This window comes from Photobacterium pectinilyticum, assembly GCF_024357955.1.
Taxonomy (GTDB): Bacteria; Pseudomonadota; Gammaproteobacteria; order Enterobacterales; family Vibrionaceae; genus Photobacterium; species Photobacterium pectinilyticum.
The window spans coordinates 1-14925 of sequence record NZ_JANEYT010000101.1 but is presented as its reverse complement, the minus strand read 5'-3'; the positions used below and the strand labels follow the sequence as shown (position 1 = coordinate 14925).

The 14925-nt window shown below is 50.8% G+C and carries 12 protein-coding genes; 1 reads left to right on the top strand and 11 read right to left on the bottom strand.

Annotated elements, in window-relative coordinates; all coding sequences use genetic code 11:
- Positions 1 to 118: 118 nt before the first annotated feature.
- The 11 genes from NHN17_RS23470 to NHN17_RS23420 form a co-directional block, all read right to left on the bottom strand.
- Complete coding sequence (locus tag NHN17_RS23470) at positions 119 to 1435, bottom strand: adenylosuccinate synthase (protein ID WP_255045088.1); 1317 nt, start codon at positions 1433 to 1435, stop codon at positions 119 to 121.
- Between the two features lie 121 nt (positions 1436 to 1556).
- Positions 1557 to 1751, bottom strand: coding sequence for a DUF2065 domain-containing protein (locus tag NHN17_RS23465; RefSeq protein WP_255045087.1), 195 nt, complete (start codon positions 1749 to 1751; stop codon positions 1557 to 1559).
- 89 nt (positions 1752 to 1840) lie between these two features.
- Entirely contained in the window at positions 1841 to 2839 is a 999-nt protein-coding gene (gene hflC / locus NHN17_RS23460; protein ID WP_255045086.1) for a protease modulator HflC, read from the bottom strand.
- A gap of 2 nt (positions 2840 to 2841) precedes the next feature.
- Complete coding sequence (hflK, locus tag NHN17_RS23455; RefSeq protein ID WP_255045085.1) at positions 2842 to 3999, bottom strand: FtsH protease activity modulator HflK; 1158 nt, start codon at positions 3997 to 3999, stop codon at positions 2842 to 2844.
- A gap of 57 nt (positions 4000 to 4056) precedes the next feature.
- Positions 4057 to 5346, bottom strand: coding sequence for a ribosome rescue GTPase HflX (hflX, locus tag NHN17_RS23450; RefSeq protein WP_255045084.1), 1290 nt, complete (start codon positions 5344 to 5346; stop codon positions 4057 to 4059).
- A gap of 25 nt (positions 5347 to 5371) precedes the next feature.
- The gene (hfq, locus tag NHN17_RS23445; RefSeq protein WP_039458576.1) at positions 5372 to 5641 is read right to left on the bottom strand and encodes an RNA chaperone Hfq; all 270 of its coding nucleotides are present in this window, start codon (positions 5639 to 5641) and stop codon (positions 5372 to 5374) included.
- Between the two features lie 86 nt (positions 5642 to 5727).
- Positions 5728 to 6663 (bottom strand): tRNA (adenosine(37)-N6)-dimethylallyltransferase MiaA, encoded by a 936-nt coding sequence (miaA, locus tag NHN17_RS23440; RefSeq protein ID WP_255045083.1) that lies wholly within the window; start codon positions 6661 to 6663, stop codon positions 5728 to 5730.
- Positions 6656 to 8836: a DNA mismatch repair endonuclease MutL gene (gene mutL / locus NHN17_RS23435; protein ID WP_255045082.1), complete on the bottom strand. Its 2181-nt coding sequence runs from the start codon at positions 8834 to 8836 to the stop codon at positions 6656 to 6658. The genes miaA and mutL overlap by 8 nt, the downstream gene beginning before the upstream one ends.
- A gap of 2 nt (positions 8837 to 8838) precedes the next feature.
- Positions 8839 to 10731, bottom strand: coding sequence for a LysM peptidoglycan-binding domain-containing protein (locus NHN17_RS23430; RefSeq protein ID WP_255045081.1), 1893 nt, complete (start codon positions 10729 to 10731; stop codon positions 8839 to 8841).
- Between the two features lie 4 nt (positions 10732 to 10735).
- A complete protein-coding gene (gene tsaE / locus NHN17_RS23425; RefSeq protein ID WP_255045079.1) occupies positions 10736 to 11200 on the bottom strand; it encodes a tRNA (adenosine(37)-N6)-threonylcarbamoyltransferase complex ATPase subunit type 1 TsaE in 465 nt (154 codons plus the stop codon).
- A 7-nt stretch (positions 11201 to 11207) separates the two neighbouring features.
- Entirely contained in the window at positions 11208 to 12698 is a 1491-nt protein-coding gene (locus NHN17_RS23420; RefSeq protein WP_255045078.1) for an NAD(P)H-hydrate dehydratase, read from the bottom strand.
- A 179-nt stretch (positions 12699 to 12877) separates the two neighbouring features.
- On the opposite strand from NHN17_RS23420, the gene queG reads away from it, so the two are divergent.
- A complete protein-coding gene (gene queG, locus NHN17_RS23415; protein ID WP_255045089.1) occupies positions 12878 to 14005 on the top strand; it encodes a tRNA epoxyqueuosine(34) reductase QueG in 1128 nt (375 codons plus the stop codon).
- The last annotated feature ends 920 nt before the right edge of the window (positions 14006 to 14925 follow it).

Genomic DNA, 14925 nt, shown 5'->3' with positions numbered 1-14925 from the left:
GCGATCGCGGCCTACGGCCGCTCTCTAAAAAAGAACCCCACTTAAAAAGTGGGGTTCGTCAGCAATCTGAAGCCAGCCCCATAGGGCTGGCTTTCAAATCAATCACTGTAATCAGCAATTATTCACCGTATGGGTGAACCTTGATAATTGTCTCGTTACGATCAGGGCCGGTAGAAACGATGTCGATTGGCACACCCGTTAGCTCTTCGATACGTGCGATGTAGTCTAGAGCCGCTTGTGGAAGCGCATCCAAAGACTTAGCACCGAAGGTGTTCTCAGACCAGCCAGGAACCGTTTCGTAGATTAGCTCTAGATCTTCGTAAGCATCAGCCGCCATTGGTGATACCTCTAGGATTTCGCCATCTTTGGTCTTGTAGCCAGTACAGATCTTAAGTTCTTTTAGGCCATCCAATACATCTAGCTTGGTTAGGCAGAAACCTGAGATTGAGTTGATTTGTACCGCACGGCGCATAGCAACCGCATCAAACCAACCAGTACGACGTAAACGGCCTGTTGTAGCGCCAAACTCGTTACCGACTTCACCTAGGTGCTTACCCACTGGGTCTTGCTTATCCAGACCATCGTATAGCTCAGTCGGGAATGGACCTGCACCAACACGTGTGCAGTATGCTTTTGCAATACCTAGGATGTAACCAAGGTGGCGCGGACCGAAACCAGAACCTGCAGCAACACCACCAGCAGTAGTATTTGAAGAGGTTACGTATGGGTAAGTACCGTGGTCGATATCAAGCAATGTACCTTGCGCACCTTCGAACATGATCTTATCGCCACGTAGACGGGCATCATCAAGTTCTTTCGTTACGTCGATAACCATTGAAGTTAGAATGTCAGCCTGAGACATAATTGTCTCAAGGACTTCATCGTAGCTTACAGGCTCAGCATTGTAGTAATGCTCAAGCTGGAAGTTGTGGTAAGCCATCACTTCTTTAAGCTTCTCAGCAAATGCTTCTTTGTCGAAAAGGTCACCAACGCGTAGGCCGCGACGAGCAACTTTATCTTCATATGCAGGACCGATACCACGACCCGTTGTACCGATCGCTTTCTTACCACGAGCGATTTCACGCGCTTGGTCAAGAGCAATATGGTATGGAAGAATTAGCGGACAAGCTTCTGACAGGAACAGACGTTCGCGAACAGGGATACCACGTTCTTCAAGTGGGCCCATTTCTTTCATCAGCGCGTCAGGAGAAAGTACAACACCGTTACCGATGATACATTTAACGTTGTCACGTAGGATGCCTGATGGGATCAGGTGAAGGACAGTTTTTTCACCGTCAATGACAAGGGTGTGACCTGCGTTGTGACCACCTTGGTAGCGCACTACGTATTTTGCATCTTCGGTCAATAGATCAACGATCTTACCTTTACCTTCGTCACCCCATTGGGTGCCAAGAACGACTACATTATTTGCCATCTTTCTTCATCTATAGTAGTTAAAAAGGGATTCTAGCACCTTCAACGTTGGCTTGCAGTCATTTTTTGACCATAGGCGGCAAATGTACAAGATGCCTGTCACGCAAACGTGCTAGCGGAATTTACATACTAGTGTACATCATATAAGCGATAACACTGCCAGCAACCACCAAGCAACCGCCGATTCGACGCAGGGCATTATCATTCTGCTGACTCAACTGGCTCACCATCTCACGCCAACCTCTCGGAGCCAACAACGGCCCAAGCCCTTCAAAGACAAGGACTAACCCCAATGCCATCCATATTGCTTTACTCATCATTTTCTCCTCGCAGTACAAGCGGGAATTATACCCAATAAAAAAGGCAAGACCGAAGTCTTGCCTTTTCATTGCAACCAGAATGGTACTTAGTTGGCTACCGCGTTGGATTCTTTCATGTATCTGAAGAAATCCGTGTTCGGGTCAACAACCAAGATATCGTTCTTAGAGTTGAAGCTGTTCTCGTATGCTTTCAATGAACGCAGGAAGTTATAAAACTCTGGGTCCTGATTGAAAGCCGTTGAGTAAATCTCTGCGGTTTGCGCATCGGCGTCACCGCGAACAACGGCTGCCAAGCGGTTAGCATCGGCCAAAATCTTCGCGACTTCAAGCTCAGACTGGGCACGGATAACCTCGGCTTTCTCGCGGCCCTGAGAGCGGTGCTTACGGGCAACCGACTCACGCTCAGCACGCATACGGCGGTAGATAGATTCGCTGATCTCATCCGGTAGGTTGATTTTCTTCATACGGAAGTCAACCACCTCAACACCCAAGTCTTTGAAAGCGCTAACTTTGATGTCGGCCAGTACATTGGCCATGATTTGATCACGCTGACCTTCTACCTCTTTACGAGGAGCAATTTCAGCGACGATTTCTGTTGCCGGTGCGTCATCTTCTTCAACAACGGCATTGCTGTCGATTAGATTACCGCGGTCTGGGCCTGAAACAATCTGCTTAATTTCACGAGAACCGATTTCAGCACGTAGGCTGTCAATCACTTTACGTTTTAGCAGTGCTTCTGCTGTTGATGAATCACCACCACCTGTTGTCAGGTAGTACTGGCCGAAATCTTCGATTTTCCACTTCACGTAGGTATCGATGATAACGTCTTTTTTCTCAGACGTTACAAAACGGTCAGCTTGGTCATCCATGGTCTGCATACGGGCATCCAACGTACGGACACGATCAAACACTGGCACTTTGAAGTGCAGGCCTGGTTCGTAGATCCGTGCGACATCCGAATCAGGAGCCTTGAGGATACGACCGAAACGCACCACAATACCGCGCTCGCCTTCCTGTACCACAAACATTGACATTAGCAACGTCGCGATAAAGACAACAATCACCGGGATCATTAACTTACGCATAATTAAAATCTCCCCTGGCGGCCAGTATCGGTACTGCGTGGAGCGGTTGATACCGGAGCGGTCTCGACTTTCTCCAATTCAATACCGTAATCGGTAGATGAGCCACTCTTTGGCTGACTGCTCTGCTGGGCTGGGTTAATCAGCTTATCCAGAGGCAAGTACAACAGGTTACCGCTTGATTGCGAGTCGACCATAACTTTGCTGGTGTTAGAGTAAACACGTTCCATGGTCTCAAGGTACAGACGGTTACGTGTCACATCTTGTGCCGCTAGGTATTGTGGCAACAGCTTTTCAAACTGAGCGACTTCACCCAATGCACCGTTGATCACACGCTCAGAATAACCTTCCGCTTCTTTCTTCAGACGCTCAGCACGACCAGTTGCCTTCGGCAAGATGTCATTGCTGTATGCTTCTGCTTCACGAACGAAACGCTCTTCATCCTCTCGCGCTGCGATAGCATCATCGAAAGCATCTTTTACCGCTTCCGGTGGACGAGCAGACTGGAAGTTGACATCAACAACGAACAAGCCCATGTCATAACGCTGAATAATGCTGTCGATCGCTTCTTGCGTATTCGCACGAATCACCTGACGCCCTGTGGTCAGAGCCTGATCCATGGTCGAGTCACCAATCACCGCACGCAGTGCAGAGTCTGTGGCCTGACGCAAACTATCATCGGCATTAGTTACGCTGAACAGATATTTTTGTGGCTCGGCCACACGGTACTGAACATCCATTTCAACTTTCAGTACGTTTTCGTCTTTGGTCAGCATCAAGCCTGAGCTGCGCAAAGAGCGAATAGCCTGCACGTTTACCGGCTCGACTTCATCGATAAAAGTAGGTTTCCAGTTCAGACCTGGATCTACCATTTCGTAGAATTTACCGAAACGCAAAACAACGCCGCGCTCCGCTTCGCCGATGGTATAGAAACCAGAAAAGCCCCATACCGCTGCAGCCACAACTGCTATTGCCCCAAGACCTGCAGCGCTGCCGCCGGTCGAAGGTCCCTTTTTATTCCCAAAAATACCACCGAATTTACGACTCAGTTTTGAAAAAACTTCATCGAGATCCGGTGGACCTTGTTCACGACCACCGCGATTATTGTTCCCCCAAGGGTCTTTATCACGGCCGCCGTTGTTTCCAGGCTCATTCCACGCCATTATAGAACTCCATCAATATGATATGACGACAGTTTTTCTTATTACTCTAGCAGTCCATTAAGCAACGATAAAGTCATCTAACGAAGTACTTTCTCTTTTTTGTAACCTAGACCACTCTACCAGCGGTAAGCGAATGTCAATTTGCAGGCTGCCATCATTGTCATATTCCTCACTGACAATGCACCCCAGCTGGTAAAACTTGCTCCGGTAGCGCCCAATGTACTGAGGCGGTAACCGCAGGGTATGCTTCACCATGGTACCAGAGAGACGTTCGGTCAGAGCTTCAAACAACAGCTCAATCCCCAGCCCTTCCATCGCCGAGACCCAAACCCGTTGAGGAACACCGTTTTCATCACGTTCAATACGTGGCGATGCACCTTCTAGATTATCGATCTTATTCATCACCACCAAGATTGGCACCTCACCGGCATCAATCTCTTCGAGTACCGTCTCAACCGCTTCAATATTTTCACGGAAACGGTCATCACTGGCATCGACCACATGCAGTAGCAAACTGGCATCCTGAGTTTCTTTCAGGGTTGCCTTGAAGGCCGCGACCAAATCATGGGGCAAGTGACGAATAAAACCGACCGTATCAGCCAAAATTGAGGTACCAACATCGGCCACATCAATCTTGCGTAGAGTCGGGTCCAGAGTAGCAAACAGCTGGTCAGCAGCATATACGCCAGCATCGGTCACCTGGTTGAACAACGTCGACTTGCCGGCATTGGTGTATCCAACCAGTGAAATCGTTGGGATTTCGGCACGGTTTCGTGCACGGCGCCCCTGATCACGTTGCTTGGAGACTTTTTCAAGACGGCGCAAAATCGTCTTGATCCTATCGCGAAGCAAACGGCGGTCCGTTTCCAACTGGGTTTCACCCGGTCCACGCAAGCCGATCCCGCCTTTTTGACGCTCAAGGTGGGTCCAACCGCGGATTAATCGGGTTGAGATGTGACGTAGCTGTGCCAGCTCGACTTGCAGCTTACCCTCGTGGGTACGCGCTCGTTGAGCAAAGATATCGAGGATCAGACCGGTACGGTCCAATACACGGCATTTGCAAATCTGCTCCAAGTTGCGCTCTTGCGCTGGAGAAAGAGAATGGTTGAATATAACGATTTCGGCGTCTTCAGCCCTAACCGCTTCGGCAATTTCCTGTGCTTTACCTTCACCCACGTAATATTTAGGGTGGGGAGTTTTACGACTACCGGTTACCACCCGTAGCGTATTGACTCCCGCCGAGGAGACTAGCATTTCGCATTCGCTTAAGTCTTCCCACTCCCCATCTTGCGTGAAGTTGATATGAACAAGAATTGCCTGCTCACCGGCTTCATAACGGTCAAACAAGCAATCAACTCCTTAATGAAGAGTATTATTCTTCGGTTTTTTCTTGTGAACGTTCTGCCGAAGCTGGGCGATCACCTGTATGGTGGTGGTTAACTGGACGAGCCGGTACCACTGTTGAAATCGCATGCTTGTACACCATCTGGTTTACAGTGTTCTTCAGTAGGATCACAAACTGATCAAAAGACTCAATCTGGCCCTGTAGTTTGATACCATTAACCAGGTAGATTGAAACTGGGATTCTTTCACGACGCAAAGCGTTCAAAAATGGGTCTTGCAGAGATTGCCCCTTAGCCATTATTTCTTTTCCTTATTTGTTTGTAGTTGTAGTTAGCAACGAACAAAATTAAAAATACGCAAAACAGTAACCAGTATACACGTTAATCAAACATCACATCTAACTGAGTTTGTGACGGTTTGTAACGCCAATTCTGGGTCACTGCTATCCAACCACGTCAGATCTTTCCAGCTTCTTAGCCAGGTGATTTGACGCTTCGCCAATTGACGAGTAGCACAGATACCGCGGAAAACCGCATCATCCAAAGAACACTGCCCGTCCAAATATTCCCACATCTGGCGGTAACCAACACAACGAATTGAAGGAAGGTCTGGGTGCAGATCATCGCGTTCATACAAAGCTCGTACTTCCTGCTCAAAACCTGCGTCGATCATTTTCTCAAAGCGTTGCTCGATCCGCCGATGCAGCACAGCCCTGTCCGTGGGCGTTATTGCAAACTGGTGAACCCTGTAAGGCAAGGTATCACCTTGAGTTTTCGTCAGCTCAGTTAAAGTTTTACCCGAAATTCGAAAAACTTCCAATGCGCGTGAAAGACGTTGGGGATCATTGGGGTGGATCCGAGCCCCGGACACCGGGTCGATCCGTACCAATTCCTCGTGCATCGCCTGCCAACCTTTCTCCGCCGCTTCCTGCTCAATCTGAGCGCGGATCACCGGTTCAGCCGCTGGCAGTGGCGATAAACCTTCCAATAATGCCTTGTAGTACAGCATAGTACCACCAACCAATAAAGGAATGCGCCCTTGTGCAACTATATCAGCCATTTCTTTCAGTGCATCAGCGCGAAAGTCTGCAGCTGAATAACTTTGCGCTGGATCACGAATATCGATCAATCGATGTGGCGCTTGCGCCAATTCGTCGGCATCGGGCTTTGCCGTACCGATATCCATATTCTTATAGATAAGGGCTGAATCAACGCTTATCAACTCTACCGGAAGTTGTTGGCGCAATCGGATCGCCAAATCAGTTTTGCCCGACGCTGTCGGGCCCATTAGGAAAATTGCCTGTGGTAATGGCTTAGTCATAATTAAAAGCTTCTACTGCTGCGCTCACGTCGACCGGGCGCAACAAGTCTGAAAAGTAGTGTTCGAGTTCTGGACCCCATAGCTGCTCCAGTTCAGTAACCAACTGGATTGCTTGGGATAAGGTATAGGCTTCTGTGGGCACAGTCAGCTGCCCAACCAGCCAGTCTAACAGCTTGTCCCACCCTTGCGCTTCTGCGTCTTCGGCCACGGACATGAGGTAGGCTAGCAGCGCCGGTATCAATTGTTGCAAGTTCTGCTGACGTAGTGGCTGGCATACCGACAAGATAATCAACTGCTGTTTATTCTTGGCCTTAAGCTGTATACCGAGCTGCTTAAGCAACATCGCATGCTGCTCGACGCAGTTTATCATATCCGGCTCGACGGGAATGGAATGCGGGATCAGCAGGGGCTGTGGTTTCAATCCTTCTCCCTGTGCCAAACGTAACTGTCCTTTGGTCCGCAGGCTCTGAGCTCGGGGCAATGACAACAGGGCCAGACCGTTATCACGGTTAAGCAGCAAGTATTGCTTCGCCACGAGTGACAGGGCCTTGCCCAGCCCGACTCCATTGGTCGTATCGATGGCATCCTGGCGAGTTGGTACCTGGCTGACAGCTTTCCTCTCAGGAAAGGAGGCTGGCTGCTTGGCCTGTGGTTGAGCCGGCGATGGGCTAGCAAGAGATGGACTGGATACCGACAAAGTCGATGAAGCTGGCGTCGACGACGATGCCACCGTCTGCATCAGCTGTTGGTAGACCTCGACTTCTTCCGGACTAGGGCCATCATCCTGATAGCGGGAGCGGCTATTGCCACCAGAACGGCCTGCTCCCCCCTTAGCACCATCATTTCCACGATAGGTCTGTTCATCCCTTGACGGAACGTAGGAGGTATCCGTTCCGTCCCGATAGCCTGATGATTGCTCAGAGCCTTGAACATCAGCATCACTGCCCGCGGTACTTCCTGAAGGCGTACCAGCTGCTGTTAGCCAGTCACGGGCAGGAGCCTTGTTAGGGTAATCCGGGGTGCGAGCCACGGCAGCCAATGCCGCATTAGGTTCGGCAATACCATGAGAATGAGAAGACGGAGTTGAGGAAGAAGCCGATGAGTACGGTGCTTCCGGTGCTCGGGCACTGGCCCTAGGAGCCGGCGCATTCACCACCTGCTCGGCGTCATCCGCTGCCCCTTCAATCAGGGCACTTTGCAGTCCCTGACAAATAAAGTCATGCACCAAACGGGCCTGGTGAAAGCGGACTTCATGCTTGGCCGGATGCACGTTGACATCCACTTGGTGTGGATCGACCTCGATAAACAGCACATAGGCCGCATATTGATCGGCGGCCAGACTGGTCTCGTAAGCTTGGCGGATAGCATGATTGATCAGCTTGTCTTTCATCATCCGGCCGTTGACATAACAGTACTGGATATCGTTCTGTGATCTTGCGCCCTGCGGACTGCAAATCCAACCGCCGAGTTTGAGATCGCCATGGGCCAATTCAACCGCCAGGGCATGCTCCAAGAAGGCCTGCCCGCACACAGCGGCCAAGCGACGTTCTTTTTGGATTTGGGTGTTGGCCGCACGATATTGACGGATCACCTTGCCGTTATGACGCAGGTTAATGGTGGCATCCATCCGGCTAAGGGCGATGCGCTTTAGCAACTCGTCAATATGGCCAAACTCGGTCTTTTCGGTACGGAGAAATTTACGTCGGGCCGGTGTATTGAAAAACAGATCCAATACCTCCAGCGTAGTCCCGACAGGATGGGCCGCAGGCTTGAGTTGCACCTCCATGTCCCGCCCTTCGGCATACGCAGCCCAGGCCTCTTCTTGCTCAGCGGTGCGGGAAGTTAAGGTCAGGCGCGACACCGAACTAATACTGGCTAGCGCCTCACCGCGAAACCCCAGACTGGCAATGGCTTCAAGATCATCGAGCGTGGCAATTTTTGACGTGGCATGGCGGCTTAGGGCCAAGCCCAGCTCGTCCTTGGGGATCCCCTTACCGTTGTCGCGGATCCGGATTGTTCGACTGCCCCCCTTGTCGATATCAATATCGATGCGGGTTGCCCCTGCATCCAGGCTGTTTTCAACCAGCTCTTTGACCACCGACGCGGGTCGCTCTACCACCTCACCAGCAGCAATTTGGTTCGCCAAACGAGCTGGCAAGATCTGAATAGGCATAATCAACTACTCGGAATAGTAAGTTTTTGTCCAACCGCCAATTTATCTGAACGTAATTGGTTCGCTTCACGTAAACGACTGACAGTTACTCCATAACGAGTGGCAATCTTACCGAGAAAATCCCCCCGCTGCACGGTATGGACTACCGATGCCGGGGCCTTCACTGAAATTTTCAGCTGTTGGCCAACCGCCAGTTCATCGGTGCGTAACGTATTGTCACGCCTGATACTCGCGACAGTCACCCCATACTGGTTGGCTATCTTGCCAAGGAATTCACCACGCTTCACTGTATGCGTCACTGTTTTGGTGGTTGTCGCTCTAGCTACCGTTTCAGGTGCGGTTATCGGAACCGTCGTTGACACTCTCAGTTTTTGGCCGACTGCCAGTTCATCGGAACGTAAGTTGTTGTCACGCCTGATACTCGCGACAGTCACCCCATATTGGCTGGCTATCTTGCCAAGGAAGTCACCGCGCTTCACTGTATGCGTCACCGTCTTTGTCGTTGTCGCCACAGCCGCCGTTGTTGCGGATGCCGTTACCGGGGCTTTACCCGGGATCACCAAAACCTGACCAACCTTCAAGGTATTCGACTTGAGATTGTTCGCCTGCTTTATAGCAGCCACAGACGTACCATAACGGTTAGCGAGCACGCTCAGCGACTGACCACTGGCTACCTTATGCTTGACTCCCTGGTTGCGGGAAGCAAACAGAGTCCCTTCCGGTGGCTTCTCGTTAAAATACGACAATACGCCACGGTAGACCGCATCCGCCAGTTTGTTCTGGTGTGACTTCGAGTTTAGCAGCCGCTCCTCGGTCGGGTTGGTAATGAACCCGGTTTCAACCAACAACGACGGAATATCCGGAGACTTCAACACCGCCAGGCTGGCATGCTCCGGCCTGCTTTTGTGCAAGGTCGTGACCTTGCTCATCTCTTTCAATACCCGACTGGCAACGTCGTACCCTTCCTTCTGGGAATGGCTAAACTGCAAATCAAGAACCGCCATGCTCAAGTACTGGTCATCACTGCCACCGGACAGTACATCACCGCCACCGAGTAGCTCAGACTGCTTTTCATGCTGCTCAAGCCAGCGGCCAATTTCATTGTTCGCCCGGCGGGTATTAAGCACCCATACCGATGCGCCACGAGGTTGAGGTTGATGGAAACCGTCAGCGTGAATAGAGACCAGCAAGTGGGCACGTTCTTTACGGGCCAGATCGGTACGCCGGTTAAGGTTTACAAAGTAATCCCCCTGACGGGTCATCACGGCCTTCATTCCCGGGGTGGCATTGATCCGAGACGCAACCTTTTTGGAAATATCCAACGTCACGTTCTTTTCATACAACCGGCTCGGGCCAATTGAGCCAGGATCCTCACCACCGTGGCCAGGATCGATCGCAACGATGATATCATCGCTGCCGTAAGGCAATATGGCCTGTTGGTTCGCAACAGACGGCTTCGAAGTCGGTTCAGGCTTCTTAACTAAGGCTGCTTTACCATGTGGCAAGTCCAACACCAAGCGATGGCTGTAATGACCATCGGGCGTAGGTGCCAGCGTAAACAGGTTTGGGGTCATCCCCGCTTTCATTTCCAGCACCAGACGATAGGTCCCTTTTTCTGGCGCACCACTGTTGCGAATTTTGGTCAGGATCGCACTGTCCTTCACCACCACTGGCAACTTGGTTTTCAACGAAGTCTGCTTGAGATCCACCACCAAGCGATCTGGCTTGGTCAAAGTGAAATAACTGAAAACCGCTTCGTCTTTTAGATCCAACACCACGCGAGTTTCCTCTGGTGCTGGCCAAACCCTGATCCCTTTCAACTCATTTGCCATGGCCAATGAGCTAAACAGACTAGCCCCTAAAATCACAGCATTCAAAAAAGCCCGTAACGACATCCTATCAACACAACTCCAAGCGTTTAATGAGTTCACTACCGTATTCGTTATTTGCCGTCAGGGTAACTTTACGTTGCTCACCGTGATAGCGCATATCTAATTCAAGATCAGCTTCTGGCAATACGCCAGCCCCTTTCTCCGGCCATTCCACCAAGCAGATAGCATCCGCGGCAAAATAGTCACGGATCCCCATAAATTCTAGCTCTTCAGGATCCGCAAGGCGGTACAGATCAAAATGATAGACCTGCCAAGGCGGAAGTTCATAAGGCTCCACCAAAGTATAGGTAGGACTTTTCACATTCCCAGGGTGACCCAAAGAACGAATAAAGCCTCTGCTAAAGGTGGTTTTCCCAGCCCCCAAGTCACCATGAAGATAAATGGTGGTCTGGCGCTGACAGGAGTGGGCCAGCTTGTGGCCTAAATCTACCGTCGCCTGCTCATCAACGAGCAGGATTTCAAAACTATGCATTGTCTTCTTATCTTGGATTTACTAATTGTCGAATATGAGGGAACAAGTCGCTGGCAAGCATACCACGCTCCCCCTCAGCTGCGCAGCGGTCAGCAGCGGTGCTGTGGATCCATACTCCGCATCGGGCAGCAGCAGCCAAAGACAAACCTTGGCCCAACAACGCCCCTATGATACCGGAGAGCACATCCCCCATCCCACCCGTTGCCATTCCTGGGTTCCCCGCTGCACATACCCAGCACAGGGTACCATCATCCACTAAGGTCCCTGCACCTTTTAGCACGACCACTCCGCCGTACTTCTGTTGCAGGGTTCTTGCGGCGCAGAAACGATCTGCTTCCACCTCGGCGACCGAACAGGCCAGCAACGTTGCCGCCTCACCGGGGTGAGGAGTAATTATACGATTATTTTTATAGTCTGGTGAATGCGCCAATAAGTTCAATCCATCTGCATCCACCACATGTCTTTTTTCTGTCTGGGCGAGCACGTCGTATAAAGCCCGGCTCCATGCCGATTGACCAAGCCCAGGGCCCAAAACCAGCACATCAGCCCACAACTGACGCTGGGCCAGCACAGAACGTTGTGAATCCTGCCAGCCAAGAACCATTATTTCAGGTCTTGATGCCACAATTGCCAACACATTGTCAGGTTGCGTCAGTACGGCCGTCAGGCCTGCTCCGGCCCTTGCCGCCGCTTCGGCCGCCATACGGATCGCCCCGCCCATCCCATGATCACCTCCGGCCAACAAGATCTTACCGTGATCACCCTTGTGGGCATCACGCTGGCGCGGAGGCAAACAGCAGGCGATATCTGAAGCTTGGCTAAGAATAGCCGGTGGTGACTCGATTTGCTCAAAAGCATCCGCCACCTCCAACCCAGCAAACTGCACGTGGCCAACATAACAGGCCGCCTGCGCCGTCCATAAGCCTTGCTTGCTGCCAATAAAGGTCACCGTGACCCAGGCTTTGATGGCCTGGCCGAGGATCTTCCCGGTATCCGCGCACAGCCCAGAAGGAATATCCACCGCTATCACCGGCAACGCGATCCGATTGATCATCGAGATCAGCCGCTGTCCTTCAGGGCGAACTTCACCACTAAGGCCGGTTCCCAGCAAGGCATCAATCACCACCTCGATCATGGTAGGGATCGCCTTACCGGGGGGCAAGATCTGACCTCCGCCCGCCAGCCAGGCATCCCGAGCTTTGGCTGCATCTCCTGTGAGCCGTGCGGCGTCCCCCAATTGCCAAAGCGTCACCAGATAGCCAGCTTCGCGTGCCAACCGGGCGACGACATAGCCATCCCCGCCGTTATTACCGCCGCCACAGCATACCAATACGTGCTGCTGGCGGGAAAATTCTTGTTCAAGCACTCGAAACACCGCGGTACCAGCCCGCTCCATCAACTGGTACATATCCAATTGTTGCTGCGCAGCGACCTGCTGCTCTCCCCGGCGAACCTGCTCGGCTCGGTAAAGTTTGCCAGACCAATATTCCGCACTCATGAAAGCCTCCCTTTTCTCGTCAACATGGCGGACCTATGCCACATTGACAAGATCCATTGTAGCGACAGCATCAATCAGTACGATCAACAGACCAAGATCTTCATGATGATCCTCTCAACATTTGCTGTGGTTGTGGTAAACTTCCGCCCCCAATGAAGCCCGGTACTGCAAGTATGACCATCGACTATCGCAATCTTACCCAGAAAATCAAGCAATGGGGCAAAGAGCTCGGCTTCCAAGAGGTTGGGATCAGCGATGTCGATTTAAGCCAACATGAAGCGCAACTGCAGCGCTGGCTTGATGCGGGCTACCACGGCGACATGGACTGGATGGCCCGCCATGGCATGATGCGGGCACGCCCAGCAGAATTACACCCAGGAACCGTTCGGGTGATCAGCGCAAGAATGGATTACCTACCACCAGAGGCAAGCTTTGCCCACAGTTTAAGCCACCCAGAGACTGCCTACATCAGCCGGTATTCCCTCGGCCGTGATTACCACAAGCTGATACGTAACCGGCTCAAGCGGCTCGGACAATTGATTGAGCAGGAAGTGGGACCATTTGGCTATCGGCCATTCGTTGATTCGGCTCCCATCTTGGAACGCCCGCTGGCTGAAAAAGCCGGACTGGGCTGGACAGGTAAGCACTCGTTACTGCTTAATCAGCAGGCTGGCTCATGGTTTTTCCTTGGTGAACTGCTTATCGATTTACCATTGCCTGTTGATAGCCCAGAGGAAAACCAATGTGGTAAATGCGTCGCCTGTATGACCAGCTGCCCTACCCAAGCGATTGTCGAAGAGGGTGTGGTTGATGCTAGGCGGTGTATTTCTTATCTCACCATAGAGTTTGACGGTGTGATCCCTGAAGAGTTCCGGGAAGCGATAGGTAACCGAGTATACGGCTGCGATGATTGCCAGCTTGTCTGCCCGTTCAACCGCTTTTCCGAGGTGACAAAAGAAACCGATTATCACTGCCGTGACAACTTACGCCTACAACCTTTGACTACACTGTACACTTGGACCGAAGCCGCTTTCCTGAAAAATACTGAAGGTTCAGCAATTCGCCGCATCGGCCATATTCAATGGCTACGAAATTTGACCATTGCGATGGGAAATGCCCCATATAGCCCAGAAATCATCGAAGCATTGGAGTCCAGAGAGGGTGAAAATGCGTTATTGGATAAACACATCGATTGGGCAAAAGAAAAGCAACTCGAGAAGCGCCTGCAGGCTGCTATCAATGTCCTGCCAGTGAGCACTAAACGACTAGTGCGCATCGTGGAGAAAGGCCTACCGCGCGATGCCTAGCAGAGAGGGGAAACCGTCCGGCTGCCATATTGCAACGTTATCCACACATAGTGAGAGCTTGATCAGGCTTCTGAGTTAATGTGGAAAACATTTTCAATTTTGTCTGTTTATCTGCTATTCCCAATATTAAACACAGCCCAATAGTACCTACTCAAAAAAAGTTATCCAAACATCCACAGAGTGGATCAGGTTGTATATAAGTTTTGAATAAAGGGGATCAAAACCATAAAAAACAACACTTTATATTGTGGATTGTTTTTTTTAGATTATTGTTTTATTGAAGAATAAAAAGATAAATACAGACTTGTTCACACTGTATCGGCACACGTAATCAACCGACTTACCCACAACATAGAATTGTGGATAACTCTGTGCACGATCTCAGTATTTTCTATCCGCCACAAGCTCAAGCCCACGAACGACAAGGCATTCAGGCATAAACTGGTCGGGATAAATTAAGACAGATACGATTCACAGCTCCCTGCTGGCAATTAACATTACCCGTATCACACCATTCAAAGAGCTTGTGTCGTCATGTGACACTAAACAGAGCATCTCGATATTGCTTAACAAAAATAAACAGCCATAAGGCTGTAAGGGCAAATCAACAATGATGTTTTCGAAGCTGATCGCTTCATAATGGTTCCCAATAACCAACAGGTTATGGAACATTGAAACAACACACAAGATTATCGAGAATCGATTAACCCAGGAATGTTGCAATTGAACTAATACTTCACAGTAGTAGCTTTGCCGTTCCCCTGCTCATACAGCGGCAGCAATGAAATTGGAGCGACGTGGCCGACTAGGTACTCGAGGTTCCTCGTTGGAGCACATCTTTCCTGAAATTGGAGCGACACACGAGGTTCGAACTCGTGACCTCAACCTTGGCAAGGTTGCGCTCTACCAGCTGAGCTAGT